The sequence below is a fragment of the Thalassotalea mangrovi genome (genome assembly GCF_005116735.1).
GTDB classification, from domain to species: domain Bacteria; phylum Pseudomonadota; class Gammaproteobacteria; order Enterobacterales; family Alteromonadaceae; genus Thalassotalea_A; species Thalassotalea_A mangrovi.
The window spans coordinates 127,408-141,648 of record NZ_SWDB01000007.1 but is presented as its reverse complement, the minus strand read 5'-3'; the positions used below and the strand labels follow the sequence as shown (position 1 = coordinate 141,648).

The window sequence follows — 14,241 nt, the reverse complement described above, 5'->3', positions numbered from 1 at the left end:
AGTGTAGATAAGTGGCTGTTGCTCGCTCTTTGCTGCCCCTGGTTGCTATACGCATTTTGCACTACTCCGTGCTTTTTCTTTTTTTCGGTTTAGGGCGCCAGAGAATTGGTTTTTTCACTAATTTAGGCCTGCGCCATCTAAACAAAGAAACGATTAGCTCGGCTATCCATAAAATAAACCAGAGAACAACTTCAAAAAACAAGACTACGAGCAAGGCTCCTAAATCTATAAAAGTTAGTGTCTCACCAGCAGCTACAAAAAACCCGCTACGAATTCAACTAGTGCTGAAATTAACGCGAACACAGCTTCAGCTATTGCTGCAACTAATGAAAACAATCCTTCAAGCAAAGTACACAATCCTTGATATGTTCAACAGTTTATCCGTTTGTCACTAAGTTGAGTGACTCTTGTTCGCTCTAAGCAGCCGCCCGCAGCATCGGCTCGAGCATGCCAGCAATTAACAGCATTGCTGGGCATGTTCCTTGATTTCACCCATCGCTTGTTCCACTGCGGGGAGCAGGCTTTTCGCATCGTCAAATTCCTGCTCGTGACAATATTGACGCATGATCTGGCAAACCCGGATAAGACGTGGCGCAAACAATATCTTCGCGGTCTGCAAAATCGCCTCATTGATTTTAGCGACCAGAGCTAAATTTTCTGACCCGAAGGCTGCGTGCAATCTCTGTAAATTTTGTTGATTGCGCTGCATATAGTCGTCCAGCATCGTCAGCGCCATCTGGCTGGTGGCATGGTAATGATTAAACTTTTCCATATCCATAATCACCTGATCCGCCAATTGCCCGGTTGTTCGAGCTTGGGTTAAATCGGCGTTACAGACAGGCGACGATTCCGCAATACTGTCAGGCCCAGGCTGTCCCTGTAACGCATTTGCGTCTTCCAGCGCCTGCGCCTCGATCAAAGCCAGTTCATTGGCGATAATCTCAGGTTTAGCCTCGGTGTTCATTAATTCTGCAACACGCTTCGTATCCAGCCCGACATCTGAGGTCACGCTCGTTGTTATGCCCTGTTTAGCCAGTTCATAGCCATGCTCGGCACCTTTATAGAAACTGCGGCTGACCAGTACCAGCATGCGCCAGGCGATAAGGGCACTAAAGGTCATCAGAATGACCATAGCGAGAAAACCAACCGGCAACATCATACTTTCGCTAACGGAAATACCGATCACAGGGATGGTTAACACAAACTCCGGTAAATGGAAAAACTGACTCGATGACACCAATTCCCCGGTTTGTTTTAAAAACCCCTGGTAAAGGCTCAGTCGTTTAACCACCAGTTTGCTGACCTGCGCTTCATCACGCCATTTGGCGAATAGCTGTCCCGAACCAATAAACTGATTGATAAGGGTTTCGGTATCCTCACGAATCACAGCAAAATTTTTGTCATCAGGTGCGTCTGGCAAGTGTTCCGTGATTCGACGGGCATGAATCGCAACGTTGGCAGCGACATCATTAAAATTGCTCTGCTCAAGACTGGATGTCAGTAATGTCATTTGTTGATTCAGCAGTAATAATTCCTGGTAGAGATACTGATAATATTCAACCTCATTAACGGCAATAACCTGTTCGTTGATTAACTGCGTATTAACCCGGTTTTGCACCGACACAAATGCCGTTGACTGTTTATCCAGCACCAGTTGTTTTTGATTGCGCAGGGCAACAACCCGGGCAATCAATTGCTCAAGGCTTTGCATATTGGCCCGATACTGGCCATTTCTCGCTTGTCGTAGCAACAATAAATCGTCGACCAACTCAGTAAACTGGCGATACTCATCGACAAATTGTTGCGCCTGTTCCTGGACTTCACCAGCCTGATCGAGGCGAACCTGATCATTTAACCACTGCATGTGTTCCTGGGTTAAAGAAATGATGTCCAGCCAGGATTCGCGCAGTTGTTCGATGGGTTGATCAAATTGCTGTTGTTGGATATTCAGGCGCTGTTGTGACAGGTAATATTCCAGTTCAGTCAGCTTATTGAGTAATAACGCGTTATTCTTGATAAAAGGAATTTGCTGCTGTTGCAGATAATCGGCTCGCTGCGCGAGTTGATGATACAGCCAGCTTGAGGTGGCGACAAAAAATCCCAGACAGGCAAGTAGCAAGGCCAGGTAGATACTGGCTTTGGAAAATAAACCTGAGGGCATAGTTACGGATTTGAGGGGCTGGTTCATAACATACGTCCATTTATTATTTTTATCAGGCATCGGCTAACTAGCATGCCGTCAAGTTAGTCTATCCATAATCATGCCAACGGTAAACGGTTAATTTTTCATCATATTTTAAAGGCGTGCTGGCGGTATACTTTGAGCTCGTCGATAGACTCACGAATATCGTCCAGTGCCAGGTGGGTGCCGGTTTTTTTCACCTTTTTCAAAATATCCGGTTGCCATCTACGTACCAGCTCTTTGATTGAGCTGACATCAAGGTTGCGATAATGAAAGTACTGTTCAAATTCCGGCATATAGGCATTAAGAAAGCGTCGATCCTGACCAATACTATTGCCGCACATGGGAGATTTCCCTTCCGGCACATATTGCTCTAAAAACTCCCGCGTTTGCTGCCAGGCAAGGTCCAGGGTCACGTCAGATTCAAGACACCGTTTTGTCAAACCACTTTTACCATGTTGGTTGATACACCATTCATTCATGTTATCCATGGTTTGCTGGCTATGGCCAATAGCAAATACAGGACCCTCCGCCAGAATTTCAAGCTCGCTGTTGGTTACGATAGTGGCAATTTCCAGAATCTGATCCTCGATGGGATCCAGGCCTGTCATTTCCAAATCCAGCCAGATTAGATTGTTTTCATCAATAAGACTCATTGTTACTCCCGCTTACCTTATACCAACACAGTCGCAGCCCACGCAGATGCAATCTGCCATGGCTGGGGGTATAATACGCCAAATTTTTTATAATTAATATTTGTTCAGGATCAACTCAGCGGTTGGTGGAAACTTAAATGAAGCAATATCGTGGCTAAACGTAAAAAACTGACTAAAGGTCAGCATCGACGCATTAAAGCAAATCTGTCCAGTAAGTTAAAAAATGAAAAAATTGACTGGCAGGATGATGAATTGGGTGAGCAACAATCCGGGATAGTGATTTCTCGCTTTGGCCAACACGCCGATGTAGAAGATGAAAACGGAAGCATCTATCGCTGTAATATCCGTCGCACAGTAAAAAGCCTGGTATGTGGTGATCGGGTCGTATGGCGACTTGGTAAAGAAACACAACATGCGGTCAGTGGTGTTATTGAAGCCGTCCATGAGCGCTCCTCCGAGTTATCCCGCCCAGATGTTTATGACGGTTTAAAGCCTATTGCTGCAAATATTGATCAAATTTTTATCGTCTCATCAATCTTACCGGCCTTTAACCCGGATATTATTGATCGTTACCTGGTCGCTACTGAGCTGACTGGTATCGAACCGGTTATTGTGCTGAATAAAGTCGATCTTGTAACCGATGATGAACAACAGGCATTGATCCAGAGCCAACTTGCGTTGTACCAGAGCATTGGCTATCAGGTCATTGAAGTGAGCAGCAAAACCGGAACCGGCATCGACGCCATCCGCGAACGCCTAAAAGACAGAACCAGCATATTTGTCGGTCAGTCCGGAGTGGGAAAATCGACGTTGGTGAATACCCTGATGCCGGGGCTAGACTTATTAACCCAGCAGGTATCAGATAACTCAGGACTTGGCCAGCATACCACGACGGTTGCCCGTCTTTATCACCTGCCAGATTCGGGCTCCTTAATTGATTCGCCCGGTATCCGCGAGTTCGGTCTCTGGCATCTCACTCCTGAGCAAGTCGATGCCGGCTTTATCGAATTCCAGCCATTTTTCGGTCATTGCAAATTCCGAGATTGTAAGCACCAAAACGATCCCGGCTGCGCTCTGGTTGCCGCCGTTGACGAAGGCCAGATTGATGCTGTACGATTCGCCAGCTATCAGCGTATTTTGGCAAGCCTTGACGGTAATAAGCTTACCTCACGGTTTCAGTAATAAAACCTATACTTGCATTAGTCTGTTTCGTTTGCTTTAGCAGGCAGGCGAGCACTACTTAAAGGAAATCTTTCGTGTCATTGGATAATTTTAAAATTGCCCTGCAGTATGCCATGCCAAAACATGGATTGTCTCGATTAGTCGGCTACTTTGCCGCCGCAGAGGCTGGAGGCCTTACGCGTTTTGCGATCAAACAGTTTATCAAGGCCTATGGCATCGATATGAAAGAAGCGAAACTTGAAAACGCTGAAGATTATAAGACGTTTAATGATTTCTTTACCCGCGAATTGAAAGATGGCCTGCGCCCCATCAATGCGGATCCAACAGAAATCTGTTATCCGGTGGATGGCGCCATCTCGCAGCAAGGCGATATCGTTGATGACCAAATTATCCAGGCGAAAGGATTTAGCTACTCGCTGCAATCGTTGCTTGGTGGCAAAGAAGAGACGGCGGCCCCATTTCAACATGGCAAGTTTTCTACCATTTACCTGGCACCTAAGGATTATCACCGTATCCATATGCCGATGACCGGTACCTTAAGAGAAATGATATATGTGCCCGGAGAGTTATTCTCAGTCAATCCATTAACCGCGCAGAATGTACCAAATCTATTCGCCCGCAATGAGCGGGTAGTTGCCATTTTCGATACCGAAATTGGACCCATGGCGATGGTTCTGGTTGGCGCAACCATCGTTGCCAGCATCGAGACCGTGTGGGCCGGTACCGTTACCCCACCAGCTGGAAAAGACATTGTCAGCTGGCAATATCCCGCCACGGGTGACGATGCCATCGTGCTGGAAAAAGGCGCTGAAATGGGACGCTTTAAGTTAGGATCCACTGTGGTATGTGTATTTGCCAAAGACACCGTTGACTTTACTCCTGGTGCTGGTCCTGAAACCGTAACCCGACTTGGGCAACCATATGCCCAGGTAAATAACTAAGCGAGGCGGATAATGCTGGTATTCGCACACCGGGGTGCCAGCGGCCATGAGCCAGAAAATACGCTGTTGGCTATTAAACGAGCGCTGGCAATGCAGGTCGATGCAATCGAAATTGATGTGCACCTGCTTGCGGATGGCGAGCTTATTGTTACCCATGATCGCTGGCTGAAAAGCCAGCTCAAACCGTTGAAACGCATCCGCGATTTAACCCTGGCGCAAATTAAGCTGATTGATGTTGGTAAAGGCCAGGCGGCACCAACACTCAATGAAGTCCTTGAATGTATCAATGGCGAGTGCCTGGTCAATATTGAACTAAAAGCCGAACGCACGGTGATTCCAATGATGAAAGTGATGGATGAAGCGATTGCCAGGTGGAATTTTCAGCCCAGCCAGTTTCTGTTTTCGTCGTTCAACCATCATCTTTTGTTTGAACTAAAAACCCTCAACAGTCACCTCAATACCGGTGCCCTGACCGCCAGCTGTCCACTCGATTATGCCAGCTTTGCACAACGCCTGAATGCCTATAGTGTCCATATTGATATTGATTTCGTAAATCAGGACTTTGTCGATGACGCGCATCGACGAGGGCTAAAAGTTTTTGTCTATACGGTTGATAATGAAGAAGATATTGTTGAGATGCACCACCTCGGCGTGGATGGTATTTTCAGTAATTACCCAACCCGTTCGCTGATTAAAGTGGCGCACCTGCAAAGTCAGCAGGTGCCGGGGTTAAACCCGATGCTTGCAAACACCAGATTACAGGATTAGATACGAATCCGATAACGTCCCTGAGCATCTTTAGGGCCAAGAAAGTCGAGGATAGGTCGTGCTTGTGCAGGGAATTTTTCACCCGGGGTAATATAGCCCTGAGCCGCGATGCGACCACGCTCTCGGATATAAATGGACAATTCCAGGCCCAGGTCGTTGTTTGGATCAAGGGTGATGGCCAACGAGTTATTTTCACAGCTTAACAGGCCATTGAATTCCCCCAGGGCAATATTTTCATTCATTGCCATGATACCTGCCTGTTGCCAGCGAATTTGACCGTCAACCTCACTACAGAGCTGCTTTCCGGTGGTAAATTTATTGATATCGACAGTTACCAGTCCGGAAGCTTGCATATCAACCGGTAATGTAAGCAGGCTCAGCACCTGTGCTGCATCAATTTGAATCTTGCCATCGCTAAAACCGACATGTGATTGCTCATTGGCAATAGTAAGGTTTCCGGTTGGTCCTGACTTGGGCGAGCGGCCAAATTCAACGTCGGCACTTGGCGAACCGGTTAGCAACGAAACCGGACTCAAACGCCAGTCGACATTGTCGACTTCATAATTTTGCGTCGACATGGTTTTTGCGCGCCCAGACCATACCGAACCCTGGACATCGTGCAGGGCAATGCCCTGCGGCAGTTCAATAAGCGCAATTAATTTATTGGCCGGAGCTAAAACGACAACGAATAACACGTACAACAGCAAAAAGCCGCCGGTGTATAAAATTCCTGTTTTTAATTTGCTCATCCTCTTCCTACCTGTAAACGACGCACTTTCACCGTGCCCTGCTCATCGCCACTGACAATATCAATGGCCTGGATAACTAAACCCTCACGTTGTTGAATTTGCTCAAGAAAGTGTATCAGGTCATTGAAAGCTACCTGATCAATCCAAACCTGCAAATCGTCTCCTTGTGGTTGCATGCGGGCAATATCTATCTGGTAACGTTTCGCCGTACGATTTACCACCGCCGAAAGACTTCCTGAGCTACCACGATTACCACCCTGGCGTTTAAGCTCTTCATATTTCGCAACATTCTCATGAACCCAACGTAATAATTGCTCCTGTTGCTGTGCTTTAACCTGTGACCGATTTACACTTTCATTCAGGGGTTGCCACAGAGCAAACCAGAACAATGCCAATACCAGCACCAGGGTACAGCCGCCGACCATTTTCTGCTCTCTGGCGTTTAAGCCTTGCCACCAGTCGTTCATGATTTACTCCGAATATTGAAAGAGCCAACCACTTGATCACCTTGGTTATTCTGGGCTCCTGTGGTTACGTCCATCTGTTCTTTTTCCAACGCCTGCTTGAATTGTTCAAATGCCTGGTAGTTGCTGGCAACCACTGACAAACGAATCTCGCCCCGCTTGTTATCATATTTAATGGCGTCTGGTTTCATCGTCGGCACAGAGACAAATGCCGGGCGGATTTTTTCGAGCATTGCTAACAGGTTTTGATCGCTATTACCACCGCCAAGTTCCTGTAGTTTTGTCGCGATCTGTCGCTTCACCGTCGACATGCGAACCCGTTGGTTCTGACCAAAAGCTTTCTTATATTCACTCTCAATTTGCTGCGAATATAGCTCATATTTACCGGTATTCTGATAGATTTCCATGCCCTTAACGAGCATGTTAACCAATAATGCGAGCATGGCGATAACCGCTACTTTTAAGTAAAAACGAACCAGAGGCGAGCGTTCTTCTTTAAACTGATATTGCCCCTGTAATAAGTTAAACCGAGTCGTTGGTGCATAATCACTGAGCAACTTCAGCGGCAATTCCTGCGGCATCTGTTCAATGCTGATACCTTTTGGCAGCGCGGCGGAATCAAAGTCGGCAGTTTGCGAGTAACACTGCACCTGAATGTCGGTATCAACACCGTCGTTCTCCTGGACATATTGTTGTAAAAATAAATCTATATTGTCCTGGTCGACAACAAAACCCTGCCAGGCATCGATGCGCACAAGCCAATGCTTATCGAGATTTATTGCTACCCAACGCTGTTCGTGGACAGGCATCGCCAACACATCAGGCAACATCATTTTTGCGGTGATATCGGCGTCATGCAACCAGGACAACCAGGTTGCCAGTTGTTTATGGGCGACGATAGCGACAAAGGTATTAGCCTCCCCCTCATAATCCGCTGGGGGATTACTGTATGCAAAGAACAAGGAATCAACGTCCTGAGCCAAATCTTCTTCGAGCATATAAGGTGTCGCCTGCCGAATCGCCCGGTCATTTTTACCCGGTACCTGCACAGCTTTCAGGCGAACATCGGCACTGTTTACCAGTACCTTGACATCGCGATTGCGCGCTTTATCGGTTAGCTCGGACAACTGCTGTGCCCCTGACAACTGACCGGAGGCGATTTCATCGTTCTGCTCAGTTGATGTTATCAACCAGAATACGGGATCGTGGGCCTGGCTGCCGAGCCGGATATATAGTGTTTCTCTCATTAATGTGCTCCGATGCTCCGATTGATCACCAGTAGTTTATTATTATCCACTTTAAAAATAGAGTTTAACGTAAAATAACTGCCATTAAAGTTGGTTTTGGTTGTGAGTGTAAAGTATTGACTATCGACAACAAATTGTTGTTTGAATTGGTTTATGTTCCTGACGTTTGCCAGCTGTGACAAACTGGTAAAATCACCGATGGTTTTAAAGCCGTCTTCGGGACGTGCCGAGAGTATATCCTGGGCGGTGCCAGCATCGGTCCCACCAAGCAGAGCCTGCAATAGAACGGTATCTTCCGCATCCAACGTATTAATATTGATTTGATGTAAATCATTATTCGGTAATACGCAGACATAAGGTTTCATGGCCAGAATAACCTGCGGCGTAAAATGCTCAATCACCCGCAATTCATTCACTGAAGCCAGCTTGCTGTTGGCCGCAAGATAAGGATACTCTTTCGATGCATAATCATCATCTTCGGCGCCACCAGCGCTAACGATGGAATTATCCTCATCGAGCCAATCAACCAATGCTTCGGTCATCGATTCAGCTTCAAAATTGCCAATCCCGTCTACCTCCAGGGCAATAATCAGTTCCTTTAATGCCGCCTTGGCAAGTTCACCATTGGTCTGATTGCCACCTGGATTGGCGGCATTATTATTGGGATTGTTCGGATTATTTGAGCCGTTATTGGCATTGTTATTTTGATTATTGGCATTACCAGCATTATTACTGGTGTTATTTTGATTATTGGTATTGCCGGCATTATTGTTCTGGCTGTTAGCAGTTGGCAGGCTATTATTTGATGGCATCTCGTCATTAATTAGTGCATTTAAATTAAGACAAGCCTGCGCATCTTTAATTTCACCACTGATTTCGCCAAGATCCACCGGGAACCTGGTCTCACCAATCGCCCAGCGTTGACCTAAGTGGGTAACATTTTTATCATCCTGGAAATCCTGATAGAGCACACTTTTGGCAAAGGCTTCAGCGCCCATGGCGTACCAGTATGCCTGTTGGTTCGACTCCAGGTTTTCATTGCGCTGCTGCTGAAAAATCAGCGAACTACTCATTTGGGTAGCGAGTATGGTCGTTAACGCAATGACCATAAGAACTATCACCAGCGCCACGCCGCGCTGGTTGTTGGTACGGGAGATTCGGGAAAAGGAACATTTAACTGTCATTGCCCGTCCCCGCAACTAAAAACTCGCGACGTATCAGGCCCAGATCCTGCAACTCTATTTCCACAGCGATGGCCTTAGGCAATTCTTCGCCCGTTTGCAGATCTCCAATCCATTTATTACTGTAAAAAAATTCAAAATCGACTTTTTCGACACCCTGTATCAACGCACGAACTTTTGGCTCTTCACCAACCACAGTGTCGACAAAAATACGGTGCAGACGGTTTAAGGTGTCCTCTTCAAGTTGGTAAGCCACCGCCTGCAAATCGCTGCGCGGCAAAAGCAAGGCTGGATTTGACCAACCTTGACGCACAAACGCGATACCATGGGTATTACTGGAATAGGTGGATTCATTACTGTGCAGGAATCCTTGTAGCGGCGCTTCGCCTTCGATCCGGACAGAACGCTTTGTCATCTGCAAAAAATCCCGTTCCATCACTAAAAATGCGCGCTGTAACTCAACCAGCCGGGCATTCTTGGCCTCTGCTATGTCACTTGATTTCAGTACATTAGACAACATGGTGGCACTGGTTAATCCAACCAAAGCGAAAATCGCCATCGCCAGAATCACCTCTAAAAACGTGAAGCCACGGTTTCTCATTCCGCGCCTCCGGCGGGTTGGCTAACATATGTCATTAATGAGGCGACCGGATAGGCGTCGGCAGGATCTTCGCGAACCTCGATAGTAACGGCTCGCATGCGCTTATCCTCAGTTTCTTCAACAATCTGTAACCAGTGCCATTGGCGATCCGCCATTTCTAATTCGCCTTTCTGATTTTTCTTCGGCGGCCAGCTCTGGTCGAGCGTAACCTCTACCAATTGATTTGATGCAACCCATTGAGCGATGGTGGTGGTTTCGAGGCGGGAGGTGCCAATCAGAGTCGAATTGGCAACCTTAAATATTGCCGTGCCCGCAATGGCAAAAATTGCCATCGCAATCATCACTTCCACCAACGTAAAGGCGGCCATTTTATTAATTTGGCGCAGCATCCAGAGGTCCTTCGATGATCAAGGGAAGAGTGTAATTGGCACTGACCAGATAATAAATGGGTGGCTCAAAGCCATCATCAAACGTAAACGTCAGTTGGAATGGGGTGATATCGCCACCAGAGAGGATATACACCTGAGGGTAGACAGGCTCTTCTTCTTCATCAAGATAAAACTCGTCCTCGCGCTCTTCAAAATCGTCACTATCGATACCCATTTGCGGTTCAATAGGTAGGTCTTCGAGGTTCAGGCTAATGCTGAAAGGCTCTGAAAATTCTTGCTTTTGCAAGCGTTCCATTTCTTCGAGTGGTTGCCAACGCTTACCGTCAAAGACATAAAACTCGTAGGCATTATCTTCAACCAGTAGGCCTAATTCGAAATTGTTTAACAGCGCATATTCACCCGCTAAGGTAAACATGGCGTTAAAACGTTTTGCATGCAACTCAAGATCTTTACTAAAGTCTTTGCCTCGTAATGTTGGCACTAACAGGGAAGCCATGATGCCAATAATCACGATCACTAACATTACTTCCAGTAATGTAAAGCCACGTGATAGTCGGTTCAAAACAGGCCTCCTGCAGTCATCATCGGAAAGAAGATAGTTAGTCCTTAGTTTTACCGGAACGCCACTCTTCCAGATTCCAGTTACCGATATCATCATCGGTACCCGCTTCGCCGTCTTCGCCTGGACTAAACACATCGATGTTGCCAAATTCGCCCGGGCTGATTAACACATATTCATTGCCCCAAGGGTCTTGTGGCAGGCGATTGATGTAACCACCAGGCTGAAAGCGACGAGGAACCGGGTCAATATCGGTTTCTTCAACCAAGGCTTCTAATCCCTGATCTGTGGTTGGATAGCGGTAATTATCGGTTTTGTACATATTCAGCGCATTTTCCAAGGCACTGACATCGGAGATCGCTTTTTGGATGTTCGCTTTACCAAGATTCCCCATGATATTAGGGACAACCAGGCCGGCAAGAATACCTAAAATTACGATAACCACCATAATTTCAATCAGTGTAAAACCCTTTACACGCGACAATTGATTAGTTCGATTCATGTTCATACTACTCCATCTTAAACTAGTGTATTTAATTCAATGATTGGGAGCATAATCGCCAATACAATGAATAATACCACGACGGCCATCGCCACCATAATCAGCGGTTCAAATACTTTCAGGGCAATACTGACAATCGCCGAAAATTCACGGTCCTGATTGTCTGCTGCCCGGCCAAGCATCTGTTCCAGTTCGCCACTCTTTTCACCACTGGCAATCATATGCAGCATCATTGGCGGAAACAATTTGGTTTGCTCCAATGCTTTACGCAGGCTCGAGCCTTCTCTGACCAGATCTGCACTTTGCTGCACTTTTTCTTTAATAAAATCGTTAGTTAATACATCACCGGCGATGCGCATACTATCCAGCAAAGGCACTGCACTGGCAGTCAGAATGCTTAACGTACGGGCAAACCTCGCGGTGTTCAGGCCACGTATAATTCTTCCCACCAGTGGCAACCGCAAGACATACTGATGCACCGATTTACGAAAACCTGGCCGTTTCATCATTTGTTTAAACGCCAGGTAAAGCAAAAACACAGCAATGAGAATGACCAGCAAATAGTCCTGCAAAAATTCGCTACTGGCAATCAAAAATTGAGTCATACCGGGTAACTGTTGTCCCATATGCTCAAATTGGCTAACGATTTGCGGCACCACGTATATCAGCAGCGCCATAATTACGGCGCTGGCAACCAGCAACATGACGATAGGATAAATCATTGCCTGTAGCATCTGACTGCGGGTTTGCTGTCGCTGCTCGGTATAATCGGCAAGCCGATTCAGGACTTTATCCAGATGACCAGACTTTTCCCCAGCCGCAACCATAGCGCGGAATAAATCATCAAAAACAAGAGGGAATTCGGCCATGCTCTCGGCCAGCGAATAACCTTCGGTAACTTTCGAGCGTACCGACATGATCATACTTTTCAGCTTGTCTTTATCGCATTGCTCGCCAACCGCCATTAACGATTCTTCGAGTGGTAGACCAGATTCCACCAAGGTCGCCAGCTGCCGGGTTATGAGTGCCAGTTCGGTAGACGATATTTTTCTGGCAAACAGCGACTTAGCTGCACTTTGCTGCTGCGCTTTCGCCAGGCTTGGTGAAACTTCAAGAGGAATTAACCCCTGCTCGCGCAGTAACGAGCGAACATGCCTGGCATTATCCCCTTCAATGACACCTTTAATGTTCTTACCGCCAGTATTGACGGCCTGATAATCAAATGCTGCCATCTTAGCTTTCTCGGGTGACCCGCATGACTTCTTCCAAAGTCGTCAATCCGGCTAAAACTTTATTGACACCATCATCTCGAATACTCGGTGTATGACCCCGCACCGCTTTTTCAATGGCGCGCTCACCTTTACCGTTTTGGATCAGTTCCCGAACCATATCGTCGACCACGATAAGTTCATGAATACCGGTACGACCACGGTAGCCACTGTAATTACAGCTGACACACCCTTTTGCCCGGAAAATCTCTGGCTCATCGTCCGGTTGTAATTCCATCAACGCCCGTTCTTCCCCAGTGGGCACATGACTCTCTTTACACTCGTCGCACAAGGTTCTGACCAGACGTTGCGCCAACACCCCTAATAATGACGAAGAAATCAGGAACGGCTCAATACCCATATCCTCGAGACGGGTTATCGCACCGGCTGCGGTATTGGTATGCAGCGTCGATAATACCAGGTGACCGGTTAAACTGGCTTGCACGGAGATCTGTGCGGTTTCCAAATCGCGAATCTCACCAACCATGACCACGTCTGGATCCTGACGCAAAATGGCGCGTAAGCCGCGGGCAAAGGTCATATCGACTTTAGTATTAACCTGGGTCTGGCCGATGCCTTCGATATCAAATTCTATCGGGTCTTCTACGGTGAGGATATTGCGTTCGGTATTGTCTATTTGCGTCAATCCCGCATACAAGGTGGTACTTTTACCAGAACCCGTCGGGCCGGTAACCAGAATAATGCCGTGCGGTTTATTAATAATGTCACTGAAACGCTCGCGGATGGTATCTGTCATCCCCAGATCCTGCAGATTCAGACGCGCGGCATTTTTATCCAGCAATCGCAGTACCACACGCTCGCCATGACTCGATGGCATGGTGGACACCCGCACATCAACAGCACGGCCACCAATTCGCAGCGAAATACGACCATCCTGGGGTATCCGTTTTTCGGCGATATCCAGTTTTGCCATAACCTTGATCCGCGACACCAGCATTGAGGCAAGCTTGCGATTTGGTTGCAATACTTCGCGTAACACACCATCGACCCGAAAACGAATCTTCAGCACTTTTTCAAAGGTCTCAATATGTATATCGGAGGCATTTTCCTTGATTGCTTCACTGAGCATGGCGTTGATCAGCTTGATGATCGGTGCGTCATCTTCGTTGTTAAGCAGATCTTCCGCTTCATGGATCTCATCGGCCAGAGAGTACATATTCACTTCTTTGCCAATATCTTCCATCATCTGTTTGGCTTCGGAAGAGTCTCGTTGATACGCCAGGGTCAGTAACTGTTCAAATTCATCATCAGAATGCTGTTCTACCACAAACGTCTCACCGAGATAGCGGCGCACCTCGAGTAGCACATCCGTTGTTACCCCTGAAGTACAATGCAAGGCAAAGCCATCATCGCGAAGCTCCAGCAACACCTTATTGCGGTTTGCAAAGGAGAAAGGTAACTGATGCGGTGTCGCATCCGCCCCAGTCTCCTCAGCAACACCGAGTTCCACCTCGGTGTCGGTCGATGGCTGTTGTGCCACCTCTTGTTCTGGTGCTTGCTCTGACTGCTCAAACTGGCTCATGATCTAATC

At 47.1% G+C, this 14,241-nt stretch carries 15 protein-coding genes; 3 read left to right on the top strand and 12 right to left on the bottom strand.

The window, feature by feature from the left end; translation table 11 throughout:
* Positions 1–457 precede the first annotated feature (457 nt).
* Positions 458–2,188, bottom strand: coding sequence for a hypothetical protein (locus tag E8M12_RS03805; protein ID WP_136734756.1), 1,731 nt, complete (start codon positions 2,186–2,188; stop codon positions 458–460).
* Between the two features lie 101 nt (positions 2,189–2,289).
* Positions 2,290–2,838 (bottom strand): oligoribonuclease, encoded by a 549-nt coding sequence (gene orn / locus E8M12_RS03800; protein WP_136734755.1) that lies wholly within the window; start codon positions 2,836–2,838, stop codon positions 2,290–2,292.
* A 150-nt stretch (positions 2,839–2,988) separates the two neighbouring features.
* Between orn and rsgA the strand changes: the two genes are divergently transcribed.
* The 3 genes from rsgA (at position 2,989) to E8M12_RS03785 (ending at position 5,729) form a co-directional block, all read left to right on the top strand.
* Positions 2,989–4,020: a small ribosomal subunit biogenesis GTPase RsgA gene (gene rsgA / locus E8M12_RS03795; protein WP_136734754.1), complete on the top strand. Its 1,032-nt coding sequence runs from the start codon at positions 2,989–2,991 to the stop codon at positions 4,018–4,020.
* A 74-nt stretch (positions 4,021–4,094) separates the two neighbouring features.
* Positions 4,095–4,961 carry an archaetidylserine decarboxylase gene (asd, locus tag E8M12_RS03790; RefSeq protein ID WP_211244976.1) on the top strand — a complete coding sequence of 289 codons (867 nt, stop codon included), beginning with the start codon at positions 4,095–4,097 and terminating at the stop codon, positions 4,959–4,961.
* Positions 4,962–4,973: 12 nt separating this feature from the next.
* Positions 4,974–5,729, top strand: coding sequence for a glycerophosphodiester phosphodiesterase (locus tag E8M12_RS03785; protein ID WP_136734753.1), 756 nt, complete (start codon positions 4,974–4,976; stop codon positions 5,727–5,729).
* Here E8M12_RS03785 and E8M12_RS03780 read toward each other — a convergent pair.
* Genes E8M12_RS03780 through gspE form a run of 10 tightly spaced genes read right to left on the bottom strand, consistent with a single transcriptional unit; the run spans position 5,726 to position 14,232 of the window.
* On the bottom strand, positions 5,726–6,478 hold the full coding sequence (locus tag E8M12_RS03780) for a type II secretion system protein N (protein ID WP_136734752.1): 753 nt from the start codon (positions 6,476–6,478) through the stop codon (positions 5,726–5,728). The two genes, E8M12_RS03785 and E8M12_RS03780, sit on opposite strands and share 4 nt — an antisense overlap.
* Positions 6,475–6,945 carry a type II secretion system protein M gene (locus E8M12_RS03775; RefSeq protein WP_136734751.1) on the bottom strand — a complete coding sequence of 157 codons (471 nt, stop codon included), beginning with the start codon at positions 6,943–6,945 and terminating at the stop codon, positions 6,475–6,477. Before E8M12_RS03775 ends, E8M12_RS03780 begins: the two co-directional genes overlap by 4 nt.
* The gene (gene gspL / locus E8M12_RS03770; protein ID WP_136734750.1) at positions 6,942–8,189 is read right to left on the bottom strand and encodes a type II secretion system protein GspL; all 1,248 of its coding nucleotides are present in this window, start codon (positions 8,187–8,189) and stop codon (positions 6,942–6,944) included. Before gspL ends, E8M12_RS03775 begins: the two co-directional genes overlap by 4 nt.
* Positions 8,189–9,373, bottom strand: coding sequence for a type II secretion system minor pseudopilin GspK (gene gspK, locus E8M12_RS03765; RefSeq protein ID WP_136734749.1), 1,185 nt, complete (start codon positions 9,371–9,373; stop codon positions 8,189–8,191). Before gspK ends, gspL begins: the two co-directional genes overlap by 1 nt.
* Positions 9,363–9,971 carry a type II secretion system minor pseudopilin GspJ gene (gene gspJ / locus E8M12_RS03760; protein WP_136734748.1) on the bottom strand — a complete coding sequence of 203 codons (609 nt, stop codon included), beginning with the start codon at positions 9,969–9,971 and terminating at the stop codon, positions 9,363–9,365. The genes gspK and gspJ overlap by 11 nt, the downstream gene beginning before the upstream one ends.
* Positions 9,968–10,360, bottom strand: coding sequence for a type II secretion system minor pseudopilin GspI (gene gspI / locus E8M12_RS03755; RefSeq protein ID WP_136734747.1), 393 nt, complete (start codon positions 10,358–10,360; stop codon positions 9,968–9,970). Before gspI ends, gspJ begins: the two co-directional genes overlap by 4 nt.
* A complete protein-coding gene (gene gspH / locus E8M12_RS03750; protein ID WP_169303027.1) occupies positions 10,344–10,922 on the bottom strand; it encodes a type II secretion system minor pseudopilin GspH in 579 nt (192 codons plus the stop codon). Before gspH ends, gspI begins: the two co-directional genes overlap by 17 nt.
* A gap of 37 nt (positions 10,923–10,959) precedes the next feature.
* Complete coding sequence (gspG, locus tag E8M12_RS03745) at positions 10,960–11,427, bottom strand: type II secretion system major pseudopilin GspG (protein ID WP_136734745.1); 468 nt, start codon at positions 11,425–11,427, stop codon at positions 10,960–10,962.
* Positions 11,428–11,438: 11 nt separating this feature from the next.
* Positions 11,439–12,653: a type II secretion system inner membrane protein GspF gene (gene gspF / locus E8M12_RS03740; RefSeq protein ID WP_136734744.1), complete on the bottom strand. Its 1,215-nt coding sequence runs from the start codon at positions 12,651–12,653 to the stop codon at positions 11,439–11,441.
* Between the two features lies 1 nt (position 12,654).
* A complete protein-coding gene (gene gspE / locus E8M12_RS03735; protein ID WP_136734743.1) occupies positions 12,655–14,232 on the bottom strand; it encodes a type II secretion system ATPase GspE in 1,578 nt (525 codons plus the stop codon).
* Between the last annotated feature and the right edge of the window lie 9 nt (positions 14,233–14,241).